12 protein-coding genes and 2 pseudogenes are annotated in these 15,541 nt (G+C 62.2%); 6 read left to right on the top strand and 8 right to left on the bottom strand.

Features of this window, described 5'->3' with window-relative positions:
• Window positions 1–24 precede the first annotated feature (24 nt).
• The 8 genes and pseudogenes from AC3IT9_RS05520 to AC3IT9_RS05485 form a co-directional block, all read right to left on the bottom strand.
• Window positions 25–1,035: a chemotaxis response regulator protein-glutamate methylesterase gene (locus tag AC3IT9_RS05520; protein WP_150728234.1), complete on the bottom strand. Its 1,011-nt coding sequence runs from the start codon at window positions 1,033–1,035 to the stop codon at window positions 25–27.
• A complete protein-coding gene (locus AC3IT9_RS05515; protein WP_150728233.1) occupies window positions 1,032–3,311 on the bottom strand; it encodes a hybrid sensor histidine kinase/response regulator in 2,280 nt (759 codons plus the stop codon). The genes AC3IT9_RS05520 and AC3IT9_RS05515 overlap by 4 nt, the downstream gene beginning before the upstream one ends.
• Window positions 3,308–3,988, bottom strand: coding sequence for a chemotaxis protein CheW (locus tag AC3IT9_RS05510; protein ID WP_150673026.1), 681 nt, complete (start codon window positions 3,986–3,988; stop codon window positions 3,308–3,310). The genes AC3IT9_RS05515 and AC3IT9_RS05510 overlap by 4 nt, the downstream gene beginning before the upstream one ends.
• On the bottom strand, window positions 3,985–5,256 hold the full coding sequence (locus tag AC3IT9_RS05505) for a CheR family methyltransferase (protein ID WP_489272338.1): 1,272 nt from the start codon (window positions 5,254–5,256) through the stop codon (window positions 3,985–3,987). Before AC3IT9_RS05505 ends, AC3IT9_RS05510 begins: the two co-directional genes overlap by 4 nt.
• A complete protein-coding gene (locus AC3IT9_RS05500; protein ID WP_150728230.1) occupies window positions 5,253–5,789 on the bottom strand; it encodes a chemotaxis protein CheW in 537 nt (178 codons plus the stop codon). Before AC3IT9_RS05500 ends, AC3IT9_RS05505 begins: the two co-directional genes overlap by 4 nt.
• Window positions 5,789–6,862, bottom strand: a pseudogene (locus AC3IT9_RS05495) (methyl-accepting chemotaxis protein); the annotation flags it as partial. The pseudogene AC3IT9_RS05495 and the gene AC3IT9_RS05500, both read right to left, overlap by 1 nt.
• 69 nt (window positions 6,863–6,931) lie before the next feature.
• A pseudogene (locus AC3IT9_RS05490) lies at window positions 6,932–7,351 on the bottom strand (MCP four helix bundle domain-containing protein); the annotation flags it as partial.
• A 384-nt stretch (window positions 7,352–7,735) separates the two neighbouring features.
• Window positions 7,736–8,428 carry a tellurite resistance TerB family protein gene (locus AC3IT9_RS05485; protein WP_489272337.1) on the bottom strand — a complete coding sequence of 231 codons (693 nt, stop codon included), beginning with the start codon at window positions 8,426–8,428 and terminating at the stop codon, window positions 7,736–7,738.
• Between the two features lie 194 nt (window positions 8,429–8,622).
• On the opposite strand from AC3IT9_RS05485, the gene AC3IT9_RS05480 reads away from it, so the two are divergent.
• The 6 genes from AC3IT9_RS05480 (at window position 8,623) to AC3IT9_RS05455 (ending at window position 15,394) form a co-directional block, all read left to right on the top strand.
• On the top strand, window positions 8,623–9,537 hold the full coding sequence (locus AC3IT9_RS05480) for a LysR family transcriptional regulator (protein WP_007975056.1): 915 nt from the start codon (window positions 8,623–8,625) through the stop codon (window positions 9,535–9,537).
• 147 nt (window positions 9,538–9,684) lie between these two features.
• Window positions 9,685–11,142, top strand: coding sequence for a gamma-aminobutyraldehyde dehydrogenase (locus AC3IT9_RS05475; RefSeq protein ID WP_489272335.1), 1,458 nt, complete (start codon window positions 9,685–9,687; stop codon window positions 11,140–11,142).
• An 83-nt stretch (window positions 11,143–11,225) separates the two neighbouring features.
• Complete coding sequence (ydcS, locus tag AC3IT9_RS05470) at window positions 11,226–12,377, top strand: putative ABC transporter substrate-binding protein YdcS (protein WP_489272333.1); 1,152 nt, start codon at window positions 11,226–11,228, stop codon at window positions 12,375–12,377.
• Window positions 12,378–12,608: 231 nt separating this feature from the next.
• Window positions 12,609–13,646: an ABC transporter ATP-binding protein gene (locus AC3IT9_RS05465; protein ID WP_150757277.1), complete on the top strand. Its 1,038-nt coding sequence runs from the start codon at window positions 12,609–12,611 to the stop codon at window positions 13,644–13,646.
• Between the two features lies 1 nt (window position 13,647).
• The gene (locus AC3IT9_RS05460) at window positions 13,648–14,595 is read left to right on the top strand and encodes an ABC transporter permease (RefSeq protein WP_489272331.1); all 948 of its coding nucleotides are present in this window, start codon (window positions 13,648–13,650) and stop codon (window positions 14,593–14,595) included.
• Complete coding sequence (locus AC3IT9_RS05455) at window positions 14,585–15,394, top strand: ABC transporter permease (RefSeq protein ID WP_015093712.1); 810 nt, start codon at window positions 14,585–14,587, stop codon at window positions 15,392–15,394. The genes AC3IT9_RS05460 and AC3IT9_RS05455 overlap by 11 nt, the downstream gene beginning before the upstream one ends.
• Window positions 15,395–15,541: the final 147 nt, after the last annotated feature.

The raw sequence follows: 15,541 nt of genomic DNA, 5'->3' as shown, positions 1-15,541 counted from the left end.
AGCCAGGAATGAGGAAAAAGGTGCTCATTTGGCGAAAATCTCCAGCAATCGTGGTGCTATCTTGTCCAGCGGGCGAATCTCCACGGCAGCATTGATGGCCGCGGCCGCCTTCGGCATGCCGTACACCGCACTGCTGCTTTGGTCTTGTGCGATGGTCAGGTAGCCCTGTTCGCGCATGAGTTTAAGCCCCTGGGCGCCATCACGTCCCATGCCGGTGAGCAAAACCCCCACGGCGTCACCGCTCCAGTAACTGGCCACGCTCTCGAAGAACACATCGATGGAGGGCCGGTAGATCTCGTTGACCGGTTCGGCGGTGTAGGCCAGCGTGCCGTTTTTCAGCAAGCGAATATGATGATTGGTGCCGGCCAGCAACACCGCGCCGCTTTGCGGCGGTTCGCCTTCCTGGGCCAGCCGCACGTCGAGGCCGCTGGCGCTGCCGAGCCACTCGGCCATGCCGGCGGCAAACACCTGGTCAACGTGCTGCACCAGCACGATGGCCGGAGAGAAATCACGCGGCAGTCCCTTGAGCAAGACTTCCAGCGCTGCGGGCCCACCGGCGGATGAGCCAATGGCGATCAGGCTCTGACGAGAGCCCGAACTGCGCAACGGTACCGGCGCCGGGCGCGGGCGGTTGCCCTTGTCGCCGATCAGCCAGACGATATTCAGGATCTTGCGCAACAACGGCGCGGCCGCTTCCTGGGCATTGCCGGCGCCGAGGGCCGGGGTGTCGACCACGTCCAGCGCACCGTGACCCATGGCCTCGAACACCCGGTGCACGTTCTGCTGGCGATCCACGGTGACGATGACGATGGCACAGGGGGTCTCGGCCATGATCCGCCGCGTAGCCTCGACGCCGTCCATCACCGGCATGATCAGGTCCATCAGAATCAGGTCCGGCGTGTCCAGCGCGCACTGGCGCACCGCCTCGGCACCATTGCCGGCGACCCAGACCACCTCGTGGGCCGGCTCGAATGCCAAGGCGCGGCGCAGGGCCTCCACCGCCATGGGCATGTCATTGACGATTGCGATCCTCATGCTCGTGCTCCTCCGATGAGCTCGACCACTGCATCGAGCAAGGCGTCGTCATGGAAACTGGCCTTGGCTAGATAATAGTCGGCCCCGGCATCCAGTCCACGGCGCCGGTCCTCTTCACGATCCTTGTAGGACACCACCATCACCGGCAGCGATTGCAGGCGATTATCCCGACGCAGCAGCGTGACCAGTTCGATGCCATCCATGCGCGGCATATCAATGTCGGTGATCAGCAGGTCGAAATCCTCCGAACGCAGCGCGTTCCAGCCGTCCATGCCGTCCACCGCAACCGCCACGTCGTAGCCGCGATTGAGCAACAGCTTGCGCTGCAACTCTCGCACGGTCAGAGAATCATCCACCACCAGAATGCGTTTGCGGGCCGCCTCGACCACCTGATTGCTGTGACGGGCAATGCGCTCCAGGCGACCTGTGTTGAGCAGCTTCTCCACTGAACGCAGCATGTCTTCGACATCGACGATCAGCACCACCGAGCCGTCGTCGAGCAGGGCCCCGGCGGAAATGTCCTGCACCTTGCCCAGACGCTCATCCAGCGGCAGCACCACCAATGTCCGCTCACCGATAAACCGTTCCACCGCCACCCCGTAGATGGCATCGCGCTCGCGAATCACCACGACTTTCAGGGTTTGCCCGCTGTTCTGGCTGGCCGGACGTTGCAGCAACTGACTGGCTGCCACCAGGCCGACATGCCGGCCTTCGTGCCAGAAATGCTGGCGGCCTTCGACCTGCACGATATCCGCCGGCTCCAGGTCGCACATGCGCTCGATATGGGCCAACGGGAAGGCATAGGCTTCGTCGCCGACGTCCACCACGAGGCTGCGCACCACCGACAGGGTCAGCGGTACCTCAAGGTGGAAACGACTGCCCTCGCCTGCCGCCTGCTCCAGCACCACCGCGCCGCGCAACTGCCGGACCATGTGCTGCACTGCATCCAGGCCGACGCCGCGACCGGACACCTCGGTGACCGTGTCGCGCAGACTGAAACCGGGCAGGAACAGGAACGTCAGCAACTCCTCTTCACTCAACTGAGCAGCGGTTTGCGCGGGCGACAAACTTCGTTCAACGATGCTTCGGCGGAGCTTTTCCAGATCCACGCCATTGCCGTCATCGCTCAATTCGAGCACCAGCAAACCGGCCTGATGAGAAGCGCGCAGGCGAATCAAACCTTCAGCCGGCTTGCCGGCCAGCAGGCGTTGTTCCGGGGTTTCGATGCCGTGGTCGACCGCATTGCGTAACAGGTGAGTCAGCGGTGCTTCGAGCTTTTCCAGTACGTCGCGATCGACCTGGGTTTTTTCGCCTTCAATTTCCAGCCGCACCTGTTTGCCCAGATCGCGCCCCAGATCCCGGACCATCCGCACCTGCCCGGTCAGCACATCGGCAAACGGCCGCATGCGACAGGCCAGCGCCGTGTCGTACAACACCTGTGCCCGCTGGCTGGCATGCCAGGCGAACTCATCGAGTTCGGCGTTCTTTTCCATGAGCAGTTGCTGGGATTGCGCGAGCAATCGCCGCGCATCCTCAAGGGTCTCCTGAGCCTCCAGGCTCAAGACGTGATCCTTGAGATGCACATTGAGATTCTCCAGTGCGCGCAGGCTGTTGCTCTGCATGCGTTTGAGTCGCTGCATAGTCGCCAGGTGCGGTTTGAGCCGCAGGGTTTCCACCAGGGATTTGCTCGACAGATCGAGCAGGCTGTTCAGCCGCTCGGCGGTGACACGCAGCACACGTTCACCGTTTTCGGTGGTGCGTTTGGTCTTGCTCGGGGCTGGTGCCGGTGGCGGTTCGATGGCAGGCGCCGGCGGCTCGACCTTGGGCACGGGTGCCTCGAGTTGTAGCTCGGCCATCACCGGTGCAGCAGCCGCAATCAGGAACGCCGCCGGGTCCAGCAACCCCGCCATCAATACCACATAGGCGTCGATGTCCGCGGCCCCCGGCGTGCTGTTCGGCGTGGCGATGCGCATCAGCAAATCGGTGCCTTGCAGCAACGCATCGATGTGCTCGGGGCGCAGCAACAGGCGGCCTTCCTGGGCACTGACCAGGCAATCTTCCATCACATGGGCAACGCTGACCCCGGCATCGACGCCAACGATCCGCGCCGCCCCCTTGAGCGAGTGCGCCGCACGCATGCACGATTCAAGTTGATCGGCCTGGGTCGGATCGCGCTCAAGCGCCAGCAGGCCGGCGCTCAAGACCTGGGTCTGGGCTTCGGCCTCCAGGCTGAACAGCTCCAGCAGAGAGGCGTCGCGCATTTGCTCGGGGGTCATGTGAGGCTCCGGGTCACGGCGGACAGCAGCTGTTCTTCATCCAGCCAACGCAGGCTGCGACCTTTGAATTGCAACACGCCACGGGTGTATTTGGCGCTGGCCTGAGCACCCGAGCGCGACGCGGCATCGAGGATGCGCTCATCGATGGCATGAATCCCGTCGACCTCGTCCACCGGCACCACCACCGGCCCGCCATCAGCAGCGATGATCAACATGCGTGGCATGACCCGCGCGCCGGGTGCCACGTTGCTGGTGCCGTCGAGGTCGAGCAGCTCCACCAGCGACAGGCAGGCGACCAGCGCACCGCGCACATTCGCCACACCGAGCAAGGCCCGTGAACGTTGATGCGGCAAAGAGTGAATCGCTTGCAGCGGCGCCACCTCTACCAGACTACGGGTCGCGAGCCCCAGCCACTCCTCCCCCAAACGGAACATCAACAGCGAGCGGGTTTTCACCTCGCTCTCGACCGCGACGGACACTGGCCCGCGATCTTCCTGCTGCAATGCATAGCGATCGAGCAAGCGTGTGGCGGCCGCGGAATACACCGTACAATTGCGGCAATGAATATGCTCGCTGAGCAGCGGGCAGGACTTGTCGCCGTGGATACCGATGCGGTTCCAGCAATCGTCGATGGCCTGGGCATCCCGGGTGACGCTAAAGGTGTCGGCGGCGATCATCGTTTACGCTCACTGTCGGCGGCGCGTGCGCTGCGGGCGGCACGTTCCTGCAATCGTCTGGCTCCCATCGCGTCGCCCTGGGCCTGCAGCAACCCGGCCAGGTGCATCAACGCCTCAGGATGTTGCGGTTCGAGGTACAACGCCTTGCGGTAAAAACCCTGGGCTTCAAGGGTATTGCCGGCCACATCGCTAAGCAGTCCCAACCAATAAAAGACTTGAGCCACCGGCTCATGGCTGCACAAGTAGCTTTCACACGCCGCTCGCGCATCGGCGCTTTTGCCTTCATCGGCCAGCACGGCGATATTGGCCAGCAGCGCGGCAGTGTCGGCACCTGAGATTGCAGGCGCAGCCTGCAGCGGCGCAACCCGGGCAAACGGACGGCTGCGCACTGGCGCAGGCGGTGGATTGCGCAGCGGTTGCGGCACTGGCAATGGCGCTGGAACGAATGCCGGCAAGGGTTCAGGGTCCGGCATCCCTTGCCGGCTGAACGCGAAGGACTGTGCGATACCGATCGAGCGCATCCCCAAACGCCCCAGCAGACTGCCCTCGGCCGGCCCGATAAACAGCACACCGTCAACGTGGGTCAGGCACTTGAGGACTTCGAAGACTTGCTTCTGGGTCGGCTGGTCGAAATAGATCAGCAGGTTGCGACAAAACACGAAATCGAAGGGCGGCTCACCGGCCAGCAAGGCCGGATCCAGCAGATTACCGACCTGCAGGCGCACTTGCTCAAGCACGCGCTGATCGAGGCGATAGCTCTCGCCTTCGACAATGAAATGACGGTCGCGAAACGTAATGTCGTCACCCCGAAAGGAATTCTTGCCGTACAACGCCCCCCGGGCTTTTTCCACTGACAACGGGCTGACGTCCAGGCCGTCGACCTTGAACTGGTGCGGTTTGAGCCCGGCATCGAGCAACGCCATGGCGATCGAGTACGGTTCTTCGCCAGTGGAGCATGGCAGGCTGAGAATCCGTAGTGCGCGCAGGCTGTTGATCTCGGACAGACGCTTGCTCGCCAGTTTCGCCAGGGTGACGAAGGACTCCGGATACCGGAAGAACCAGGTTTCCGGAACGATCACCGCTTCGATCAACGCCTGCTGCTCGTCCCGCGAGCCCTGCAAGGTTCGCCAATATTCATCGGCCGAGGGTGCTTGCGCAGCGATGCTGCGCTGGCGCACCGCTCGCTCGATGATCGCAGGCCCTACCGAGGTCACGTCGAGTCCGATGGTTTCCTTGAGGAAGTCGAAAAAACGCTGGTCGCTGTTCATGGCCGCTCCTGCAGCAGCGCGGGATCCATTGGCGGCGAGGGGAACAACAATGCGCGCACCTGATCGTCCAGCAGATCGCCGACGCGTACCCATTGCAGTAAACCCTGCTCGTCCTTGCGCACCGGCCCGAGGTAAGGCGTCTGGCGATTGTCCAGGCCGTAGGGCTGAAAATCCGCCGGATCGCAGCGCAAGGTGTCAGTCGCCTGTTCCAGAATCAGCCCGAGTAGCTGCGACTCGGCGGATTCATCCGGGTGATAGTTGACCAGCACCAGTCGCGTGCTGGTACGGGCCTGTGCAGGCGTACCAAAGGTCAGTGCGCTCAAGTCGATCACCGGCACCACGGTGCCCCGATAGGCGAACACCCCGGCGACCCAGGCGGGGGCATGGGCAATGGGCTTCAAGGGCAGGCGCGGCAGCACTTCAGCCACTTCGATAGCCTTCAAGGCATAGCGCTCGTTGCCGATGCGAAACACCAGAAACAATGCATGTAGCGCCTGCGTCACGACAGAGCGTTTGGCCGTGATTTCGCTCATCAGACTTTGAATCGCGAAACGCCGCTGCGCAGCCCGACGGCCACCTGGCTCAGCTCATCGATGGCGAAACTGGCCTGGCGCAGAGACTCGACCGTCTGGCTGCTGGCATCGCCCAACTGCACCAGCGCATGGTTGATCTGCTCCGCGCCCGTGGCCTGGGCCTGCATGCCTTCGTTGACCATCAACACCCGCGGCGCCAACGCCTGAACCTGATGGATGATCTGCGACAACTGCTCGCCGATTTGCTGCACCTCGGACATGCCGCGGCGCACTTCTTCAGAGAACTTGTCCATGCCCATCACCCCGGCCGACACCGCCGACTGGATCTCGCGCACCATCTGCTCGATGTCGTACGTGGCGACGGCGGTCTGGTCCGCCAGACGCCGCACTTCAGTGGCGACCACGGCAAAACCGCGGCCGTACTCACCGGCCTTTTCGGCCTCGATGGCGGCGTTGAGCGACAACAGGTTGGTCTGGTCGGCAACCTTGACGATGGTCACCACCACCTGATTGATGTTGCCGGCCTTCTCGTTGAGGATCGCCAGCTTGGCGTTGACCAGATCGGCCGCGCCCATCACCGAGTGCATGGTTTCCTCCATGCGCGCCAGGCCCTGTTGTCCGGAGCCGGCGGCCACTGAAGCCTGATCGGCGGCGGTGGAGACCTCGGTCATGGTGCGCACCAGATCCCGGGAAGTGGCGGCGATCTCACGGGAGGTCGCGCCGATTTCCGTGGTGGTGGCGGCAGTTTCGGTGGCGGTGGCTTGTTGCTGCTTGGATGTCGCGGCGATCTCGGTCACCGACGTGGTCACCTGCACCGACGACCGCTGGGCCTGGGACACCAGAGAAGTGAGCTCGGTCATCATGTCGTTGAAACCGGTCTCTACCGCGCCGAATTCGTCCTTGCGCTCCAGATTCAGGCGGCTGCTGAGGTCGCCAGTGCGCATGATTTCGAGGATTCTCACGATGCGGTTCATCGGCGCCATGATCGCGCGCATCAACAAAAGACCACACAACCCGGCACTAATGACTGCGACCAGCAACGAAATGCCCATGATCAGCTTCGCCACCGCTACCGATGAAATGATCGAGTCAGTGGCCGCCTCAGCCGCCTCCCTGTTGAACTCAATGAGTTCATCCAGCTGTTTGCGGCCGGCAGCCCATGCCGGGGTCATCTGTTCGGCGAGGATGCGACGGGCCTGTTCGAAGTCCTTTTGCTGGTAGGCATCGAGTACCTCTTCGAGCAGCTTGTCATATTGATCGTGCAGCTTTTCAAACTCCTCGAACCTTGCCCGATCATCTTTTTCGAAGATGGTACCCTGGTAGCTGGCCATCGCGCGTTGCAGCCGTTCCTCAATCCCCTGGTACATATCCTTGTCAGTCTGGGTCATGCCTCGACCGCCCCCCAGCCCGATCAGTTGCTGGGTCAGCACGTAATCATCGACCCAGGCACCGCGAATCAGGGAGCTGTAGTGAATCCCGGGAACACTGTCCGAGCGCACAACGTTCTCACTGGACTCAATCGACAGTAAACGGGAATACGACACGACGACCATCAGCAACATGATGGCGATAATTACCGCAAAGCTCGCCAAAATGCGTTGGCGTAACGTCCAGTTCTTCACAGTCAATCCTCGGGCCTGATTCGAAATGCGGGGAGTATAGCTGAGGGCGGTGTTTCATTTATAAGACGGTTGCGCGCCACTTCTCATCCCGTTGAAAAAAGGCGGGATGGGCTCTGGAGCGGGACTGTCCGCTATTGAAGGGGATGGGTGCCAGGGGTGATTGGGTAGAAAGGGGCCGTGGAATGGCCATTGGGGCGGTGGTGTGACTGAAAACGCCATCGCGAGCAGGCTCGCTCCCACATTGAATCTCTGGCGTACGCAGAATCTGTGATCACTGAAGACCTGATGTGGGAGCGAGCCTGCTCGCGAATGCAGTCTGACGGTTTACAGGGAAGCCTGGCGAACCTGCTTCTCCAGCTCGGCTTTCAACCCCGGCTCCAGCTTGAGCTGGCGCGCCAGTTCGTCGAGGTAGGCCTTCTCCATGAAGTTTTCCTCGTCCACCATCATCACGCTGGCGATGTACATCTCGGCGGCGATTTCCGGAGAACGGGCGGCGCGGGCGACATCGCTCGGGTCCAGCGGCTTGTTGAGCTCGGCGTGCAGCCAGTGTTGCAGCTCCTGGTCGCTGTCGAGCCGGGTGAATTCGCCTTCGATCAAGGCACGCTCGCGCTCATCGACATGACCGTCAGCCTTGGCCGCGGCCACCAGCGCCTTGAGAATCGCCTGACTGTGCAGCTCGACTTGCGCAGCCGGCACGCGGTCCAGGGTTTGCGGCTCCGTACCGGCTGCACCGCCCTGCTGCGCCTTCCAGTTACCATAGGCTTTATAGGCCAGCACGCCCAACGCGGCGAGACCGCCGTAGACCGCGACCTTGCCCCCGACTTTACGGGCCTTTTTGCTGCCGAGCAGCAGACCCATGGCGCCTGCCGCCAATGCCCCGCCACTCGCGCCGGAGAGCAAGCTGCCGAGGGCACCGTTGCCACCGCTCGCGCCCTTTTGCTGTGAGCTGCCGGCCTTGCTCTGCAACAGCTCCTGGCCGGACTTGAGTAGTTGATCGAGCAATCCACGGGTGTTCATTTACCGCCTCCACAAGACGTTTAACCTGAAACCAAGACCACCAGCCTAAAACGAAAGTGCCCACGTCCCGTGGGCGAGAGTGCTTCCAGATGTTGCATTGCCTCAATGCCCGCGCTGCCGCTTGCACCTGACTATCAGAAAAAACGATATACACTCTCGCCAATCGATAAAAACAGCCCACCGGGTGCTTTCCCATGATGACCTTGCGTCAGATCCGTCACTTCATCGCCGTGGCCGAGACCGGCTCGATCTCGGCCGCCGCACAAACCGCGTTCATTTCCCAATCGACCCTGACCCTGGCGATCCAGCAACTGGAGGAGGAAATCGGCGTCAGCCTGTTCAGCCGCCACGCCAAGGGCATGACCCTGACCCACCAAGGGCATCAATTCCTGCGTCAGGCGCACTTGATCCTGGCCACGGTGGATAACGCCAAGCGCAGCCTGCAACAGAGCACCGACCAGGTCGCCGGGCAACTGATCGTCGGCGTGACCAGCCTGGTGGCCGGTTATTACCTGGCGGATCTGCTCACCCGCTTCCAGCGCGCCTACCCCAACGTGGAAATCCGCGTGATGGAAGATGAGCGCCCGTACATCGAGCATTTGCTGGTCAGCGGCGAGATCGATGTCGGCGTGTTGATCCTCTCCAACCTCGAAGACCGCCACGCCCTGCAGACCGAAGTGTTGACCCATTCGCCGCACCGGCTATGGCTGCCCGCCCAGCACCCACTGCTGGAACACGACAGCATCAACCTCGCCGACGTGGCCCGCGAGCCATTGATTCAACTGAACGTCGATGAAATGGACCGCAACGCCCAACGCATGTGGTCGGCAGCCTCCTTGCAGCCGCGCATCACCCTGCGCACGGCCTCGACCGAAGCGGTGCGAAGCCTGGTGGCCGCCGGATTGGGCGTGTCGATCCAGCCTGACATGACCTATCGCCCGTGGTCACTGGAGGGCGACATCATCGAAGCACGGCCGATTGCCGACCTCAGCCAGACCCTCGATGTCGGCCTGGCCTGGCGCCGCGGCACCGCGCGACCGGCGCTGGTGGACCCGTTTCTCACGGTTGCCCGCGAACAACCCCACGGCGGGCGCAAGCCATCTATTTAATCGAACGCCACCTTCAGTATTTAGTATTTGTTGTCCTCGGGTCCGCGAACTAGTCTTGTTGCATCCAATAAAGACGGCCGGGCCCCAGTCACAGGGAGCGCTGCCATGTCTACACAAGAAGCCACACAAAAAACGAGAACCCGAAAAATGACTGGCGCGCAGACCCCGTTGTTCACCGCATTGTTGATCGATGGTGAATTGGTTGCCGGTCAAGGCTGTGTCGAGCCGATTCTCAACCCCGCCACCAGCGAAGTCCTGACCCGGATCGCCGAAGCCAGCACCGAGCAAGTCGAAGCCGCTATCCTCGCCGCCCACCGTGCCTTTGCCGGTTGGTCACGGACCACGCCACAACAACGTTCGAACCTGTTGCTGGAGATCGCCAATGCCATCGAAAAAAACGCCGACCTGCTGGCCCGCCTCGAATCCATGAACTGCGGCAAGCCGTTGCACCTGGCCCGTCAGGATGACCTCAATGCCACGGTCGACGTATTCCGCTTCTTCGCCGGTGCCGTGCGATGCCAGACCGGCCAGCTCAGCGGCGAATACCTGCCGGGCTACACCAGCATGGTCCGGCGCGATCCTATCGGGGTCGTAGCGTCGATTGCGCCGTGGAACTACCCGATCATGATGGCCGCGTGGAAAATCGCCCCGGCCCTGGCCGCCGGCAACACCCTGGTATTCAAGCCGTCGGAACACACGCCTCTTTCGATCCTGGCCCTGGCCCCGGCGCTGGCCGAGATCCTGCCACGGGGTGTGATCAACATCGTTTGCGGTGGTGGCGAAGGCGTCGGCAGCCATCTAGTGAATCACCCTAAAGTGCGCATGGTGTCGCTGACCGGCGATATCGTCACCGGCCAGAAGATTCTCCAGGCGGCATCGAAAACGCTAAAACGCACCCACCTCGAACTCGGCGGCAAGGCCCCCGTGATCGTCTGCAACGATGCCGACATTCAGGCCGTGGTCGAAGGTGTGCGCACTTACGGCTATTACAACGCCGGCCAGGATTGCACCGCCGCTTGCCGCATTTATGCCCAGGCCGGGATACATGACCGTCTGGTGGCCGAGCTCGGCGCAGCCGTCAGCAGCCTGCGCTTCGCCGGCAAACGCGACGCCGACAACGAAATCGGCCCGCTGATCAGCACCCGCCAGCGCGACCGCGTGGCCAGTTTTGTCGAGCGTGCCCTCGGCCAGCCGCACATCGAGCGGGTGACCGGCGCGGCGGTGCATTCCGGCGCCGGCTTCTATTACCAGCCGACCCTGCTCGCCGGCTGTAAGCAAAGTGACGAGATCGTCCAGCGCGAAGTGTTCGGGCCGGTGGTCACCGTGACCCGCTTCGATGAACTCGAACAAGCGGTGGACTGGGCCAACGATTCGGAATACGGCCTGGCCTCGTCGGTCTGGACCCAGAACCTCGACAAGGCCATGCAGGTCGCGGCGCGCTTGCAGTACGGCTGCACCTGGATCAACAGCCACTTCATGCTGGTCAGCGAAATGCCCCATGGCGGCCTGAAACGTTCGGGCTACGGCAAAGACCTGTCCAGCGATTCGCTTCAGGACTACAGCGTGGTGCGGCACATCATGGCCCGCCATGGCGAGCATCTCTGACTACGCTAATAACAAGCCGCCAACGGCATGCTTCACCACGTTCACAACTGCCCCGACCATAATTTAAAGAAGAGGGAATTCCCATGTTCGTGCACAAGACCGCACTGCTCAGTGCAATCACCACCGTGCTGCTGGCCAGTGCCAGTGTCCAGGCCGCCGAGCCGCTCAAAGCTGTCGGGGCGGGCGAAGGCCAACTGGATATTGTGGCCTGGCCCGGCTACATCGAACGTGGCGAGAGTGACAAGGCCTACGACTGGGTGACCGGTTTCGAGAAGGAGACCGGCTGCAAGGTCAACGTCAAGACCGCTGCCACCTCCGATGAAATGGTCAGCCTGATGGCCAAGGGCGGCTACGACCTGGTCACGGCGTCCGGCGACGCCTCCCTGCGCCTGATCGTCGGCAAGCGTGTGCAGCCGATCAACACTGCGTTGATCCCGAACTGGAAGAACCTCGACCCACGCCTGAAAGATGCGCCGTGGTACGTGGTCAACAATCAGACCTACGGCGCCCCCTATCAGTGGGGCCCGAACGTGCTGATGTACAACACCAACGTGTTCAAGACCGCGCCCACCAGCTGGGGCGTGCTGTTCAAGGCGGAAAACCTGCCGGACGGCAAGCCGAACAAGGGCCGCGTGCAGGCCTATGACGGCCCGATCTACATCGCCGACGCGGCGCTGTACCTGAAGACCGCCAAACCGGAACTGGGCATCCAGAGTCCGTACGAACTGACCGAAACCCAGTACAAGGCCGTGCTCGATCTGCTGCGCGCCCAGCAGCCGTTGATCCACCGCTACTGGCACGACACCACCGTGCAAATGAGTGACTTCAAGAACGAAGGCGTGGTCGCCTCAGGTGCCTGGCCGTATCAGGTCAACGGCCTGATGAACGAGAAGCAGCCAATCGCCTCGACCATCCCGAAAGAAGGCGCCACCGGTTGGGCCGACACCACCATGTTGCATGCCGAGGCCAAGCACCCGAACTGCGCCTACAAGTGGATGGACTGGTCGCTGCAACCGAAAGTCCAGGGTGACGTAGCAGCGTGGTTCGGCTCGTTGCCAGCGGTTCCGGCGGCGTGCAAGGAGAGCGAACTGCTTGGCGCCGAAGGCTGCAAGACCAACGGTTTCGACCAGTTCGACAAGATCGCCTTCTGGAAAACCCCGCAGGCTGAAGGCGGCAAGTTCGTGCCGTACAGCCGCTGGACCCAGGATTACATCGCGATCATGGGCGGTAGATAACCCGCCCTCCCCTGTGGGAGCGAGCTTGCTCGCGATGAGGGCATTACAGTCAGTATTTCTATCGACTGACACTCCGCCATCGTCGGAACGCCGCCCGGAGCAAGCTCGCTCCCACAATTGATCACCGTCGTTGCCGCTTCCGCACTCGGCTGGCAGATAAAAGATGTTCGTTTTTTCAGAAGTCCAGGCAGGGCCGCTGCGACGGCCTTCGCCTTTTTGGAGCACCGCACCATGACGCTTGCAGTCCAGTTCACCAACGTCTCCCGTCTATTCGGCGAAGTGAAAGCCGTAGACCGGGTTTCCATCGACATCCAGGACGGCGAGTTCTTCTCCATGCTGGGGCCGTCCGGCTCTGGCAAAACCACCTGTTTGCGTCTGATCGCCGGCTTTGAACAACCGAGCGCAGGCTCCATCCGTATTCATGGCGAAGAGGCCACCGGCCTGCCGCCGTACCAGCGCGACGTGAACACCGTGTTCCAGGATTACGCGCTGTTCCCGCACATGAACGTTCGCGACAACGTCGCCTACGGCTTGAAAGTCAAAGGCATCGGCAAGGCCGAACGCCTCAAGCGCGCCGAGGAATCCCTGGAAATGGTCGCCCTCGGCGGCTACGGCGAGCGCAAGCCGGTGCAGCTCTCCGGCGGTCAGCGCCAGCGCGTGGCCCTGGCCCGCGCTTTGGTCAACCGTCCACGGGTGCTGCTGCTCGACGAACCGCTCGGTGCCCTCGACCTGAAGCTGCGCGAGCAAATGCAGGGCGAGCTGAAAAAGCTGCAACGCCAGCTCGGCATCACCTTCATCTTCGTCACCCACGACCAGACCGAAGCGCTATCGATGTCCGACCGCGTGGCCGTGTTCAACAAAGGCCGCATTGAACAGGTCGACAGCCCGCGCAACCTGTACATGAAGCCGGCCACCACCTTCGTGGCGGAATTCGTTGGCACCTCCAACGTGATTCGCGGCGAGCTGGCCTGGCAGCTCAGCGGCAATCCGCAGCCGTTCTCGATTCGCCCGGAACACGTGCGTTTCGCCGAAGGACCGCTGGCCAGCCACGAGATCGAAGTCAGCGGTTTGCTCCACGACATCCAGTACCAGGGCAGCGCCACCCGTTATGAGTTGAAACTGGAAAACGGCCAGACCCTGAACATCAGCCAGGCCAACAATCAGTGGATCGACAGCAGCGCGCAACACCAGACCGGGCAGCGCCTCAGCGCACGCTGGGCGCGGGAAGCAATGGTCCAGTTGCGCGACACCCTTGCAGGCGGGGTGTGAGATGAGCACCTTGGCCATTTCTCAAACCTCGTCAGGCGGCTCGCCGTTGCGCAGGTTTTCCAACCTGTTGTATCGCCGGCCGAACCTGTACCTGTCGATGCTGCTGGTGCCGCCGCTGCTGTGGTTCGGCGCGATCTACCTGGGCTCGTTGCTGACGCTGCTATGGCAAGGCTTCTACACCTTCGACGACTTCACCATGGCGGTCACCCCCGACCTGACCCTGGCGAACTTCACCGCGCTGTTCCAGCCGTCGAACTTCGACATCATCCTGCGCACCCTGGGCATGGCGGTTGTGGTGTCCATCGCCAGTGCCATTGTCGCGTTCCCGATTGCCTACTACATGGCGCGCTACACCACCGGCAAGACCAAGGCGTTTTTCTACATCGCGGTGATGATGCCGATGTGGGCCAGTTACATCGTCAAGGCCTACGCCTGGACGCTGCTGCTGGCCAAGGGCGGCGTGGCGCAGTGGTTCGTGCAGCATTTGGGGCTGGAACCGATCCTGCAGTTCGTGCTGGGCATTCCGGGCGTCGGCGGCAGTACCTTGTCGACCTCGCACCTGGGGCGTTTCATGGTGTTCGTCTACATCTGGCTGCCGTTCATGATCCTGCCGATCCAGGCCTCGCTGGAACGCCTGCCACCCTCGCTGTTGCAAGCCTCCGCCGACCTCGGTGCCAAGCCGCGCCAGACCTTCATGCAGGTGATTCTGCCGCTGTCGATCCCGGGCATTGCCGCAGGCTCGATCTTCACCTTCTCGCTGACCCTGGGCGACTTCATCGTGCCGCAACTGGTCGGCCCGCCCGGCTACTTCGTCGGCAGCATGGTGTACGCCCAGCAAGGCGCGATCGGCAACATGCCGATGGCTGCCGCCTTCACCCTGGTGCCGATCGTGCTGATCGCCATCTACCTGTCCATCGTCAAACGAATGGGGGCCTTCGATGCACTCTGAAAAGGCTTCATTGGGTCTGCGCATCGCAGCCTGGGGCGGGCTAGTGTTCCTGCACTTCCCGATCCTGATCATCTTCCTGTACGCCTTCAACACCGAAGACGCGGCGTTCAGCTTTCCGCCCAAGGGTTTCACTTGGAAGTGGATCGGCGTGGCGTTCTCTCGGCCGGACGTGCTCGAAGCGATCAAGCTGTCGTTGCAGATCGCCTCGATTGCCACCCTGATCGCCATGGTCCTTGGCACACTGGCGTCCGCCGCGCTGTACCGCCGGGACTTCTTCGGCAAGCAAGGCATCTCGCTGATGCTGATCCTGCCGATTGCCCTGCCGGGGATCATCACCGGGATCGCGCTGCTGGCGACCTTCAAGACATTGGGAATCGAGCCGGGGATGTTCACCATCATCGTCGGCCACGCGACCTTCTGCGTGGTGATCGTCTACAACAACGTCATCGCTCGCTTGCGTCGCACCTCCCACAGTTTGATCGAAGCCTCGATGGACCTCGGCGCCGATGGCTGGCAGACCTTCCGCTACATCATCCTGCCGAACCTCGGCTCGGCGTTGCTGGCCGGCGGCATGCTGGCGTTTGCCCTGTCGTTCGACGAAATCATCGTCACCACCTTCACCGCCGGCCATGAACGCACCCTGCCGCTGTGGCTGCTCAACCAGCTCAGCCGCCCACGGGACGTACCGGTGACCAACGTAGTGGCGATGCTGGTGATGATCGTGACCATGTTGCCGATTCTCGGCGCCTATTACCTGACGCGGGGTGGTGAGAGCGTTGCGGGTAGTGGCGGTAAGTAACCGAATAACTGGAGGAACCCGATCCCCTGTAGGAGCGAGCTTGCTAGCGATGATCTCAAACACACCGCGCTTAACCAGACTGAACGCGTCATCGTTCACGTCCATCGCGAGCAGGCTCGCTCCTACAGGGGGCCAGGTTTCAGCAGA

The sequence above is a fragment of the Pseudomonas sp. KH_046_1 genome, assembly GCF_057839025.1.
Note: the sequence above shows the minus strand (reverse complement) of the source record. Positions and strands in the feature narration are given on the sequence as shown.

What these genes read in the sequence shown, in the direction of transcription:
- AC3IT9_RS05520 (WP_150728234.1), bottom strand. Translation starts at nt 1,035, where the DNA reads ATGAGGATCGCAATCGTCAATGACATGCCCATGGCGGTGGAGGCCCTG.
- AC3IT9_RS05515 (WP_150728233.1), bottom strand. Translation starts at nt 3,311, where the DNA reads ATGACCCCCGAGCAAATGCGCGACGCCTCTCTGCTGGAGCTGTTCAGC.
- AC3IT9_RS05510 (WP_150673026.1), bottom strand. Translation starts at nt 3,988, where the DNA reads ATGATCGCCGCCGACACCTTTAGCGTCACCCGGGATGCCCAGGCCATC.
- AC3IT9_RS05505 (WP_489272338.1), bottom strand. Translation starts at nt 5,256, where the DNA reads ATGAACAGCGACCAGCGTTTTTTCGACTTCCTCAAGGAAACCATCGGA.
- AC3IT9_RS05500 (WP_150728230.1), bottom strand. Translation starts at nt 5,789, where the DNA reads ATGAGCGAAATCACGGCCAAACGCTCTGTCGTGACGCAGGCGCTACAT.
- AC3IT9_RS05485 (WP_489272337.1), bottom strand. Translation starts at nt 8,428, where the DNA reads ATGAACACCCGTGGATTGCTCGATCAACTACTCAAGTCCGGCCAGGAG.
- AC3IT9_RS05480 (WP_007975056.1), top strand. Translation starts at nt 8,623, where the DNA reads ATGATGACCTTGCGTCAGATCCGTCACTTCATCGCCGTGGCCGAGACC.
- AC3IT9_RS05475 (WP_489272335.1), top strand. Translation starts at nt 9,685, where the DNA reads ATGACTGGCGCGCAGACCCCGTTGTTCACCGCATTGTTGATCGATGGT.
- ydcS (WP_489272333.1), top strand. Translation starts at nt 11,226, where the DNA reads ATGTTCGTGCACAAGACCGCACTGCTCAGTGCAATCACCACCGTGCTG.
- AC3IT9_RS05465 (WP_150757277.1), top strand. Translation starts at nt 12,609, where the DNA reads ATGACGCTTGCAGTCCAGTTCACCAACGTCTCCCGTCTATTCGGCGAA.
- AC3IT9_RS05460 (WP_489272331.1), top strand. Translation starts at nt 13,648, where the DNA reads ATGAGCACCTTGGCCATTTCTCAAACCTCGTCAGGCGGCTCGCCGTTG.
- AC3IT9_RS05455 (WP_015093712.1), top strand. Translation starts at nt 14,585, where the DNA reads ATGCACTCTGAAAAGGCTTCATTGGGTCTGCGCATCGCAGCCTGGGGC.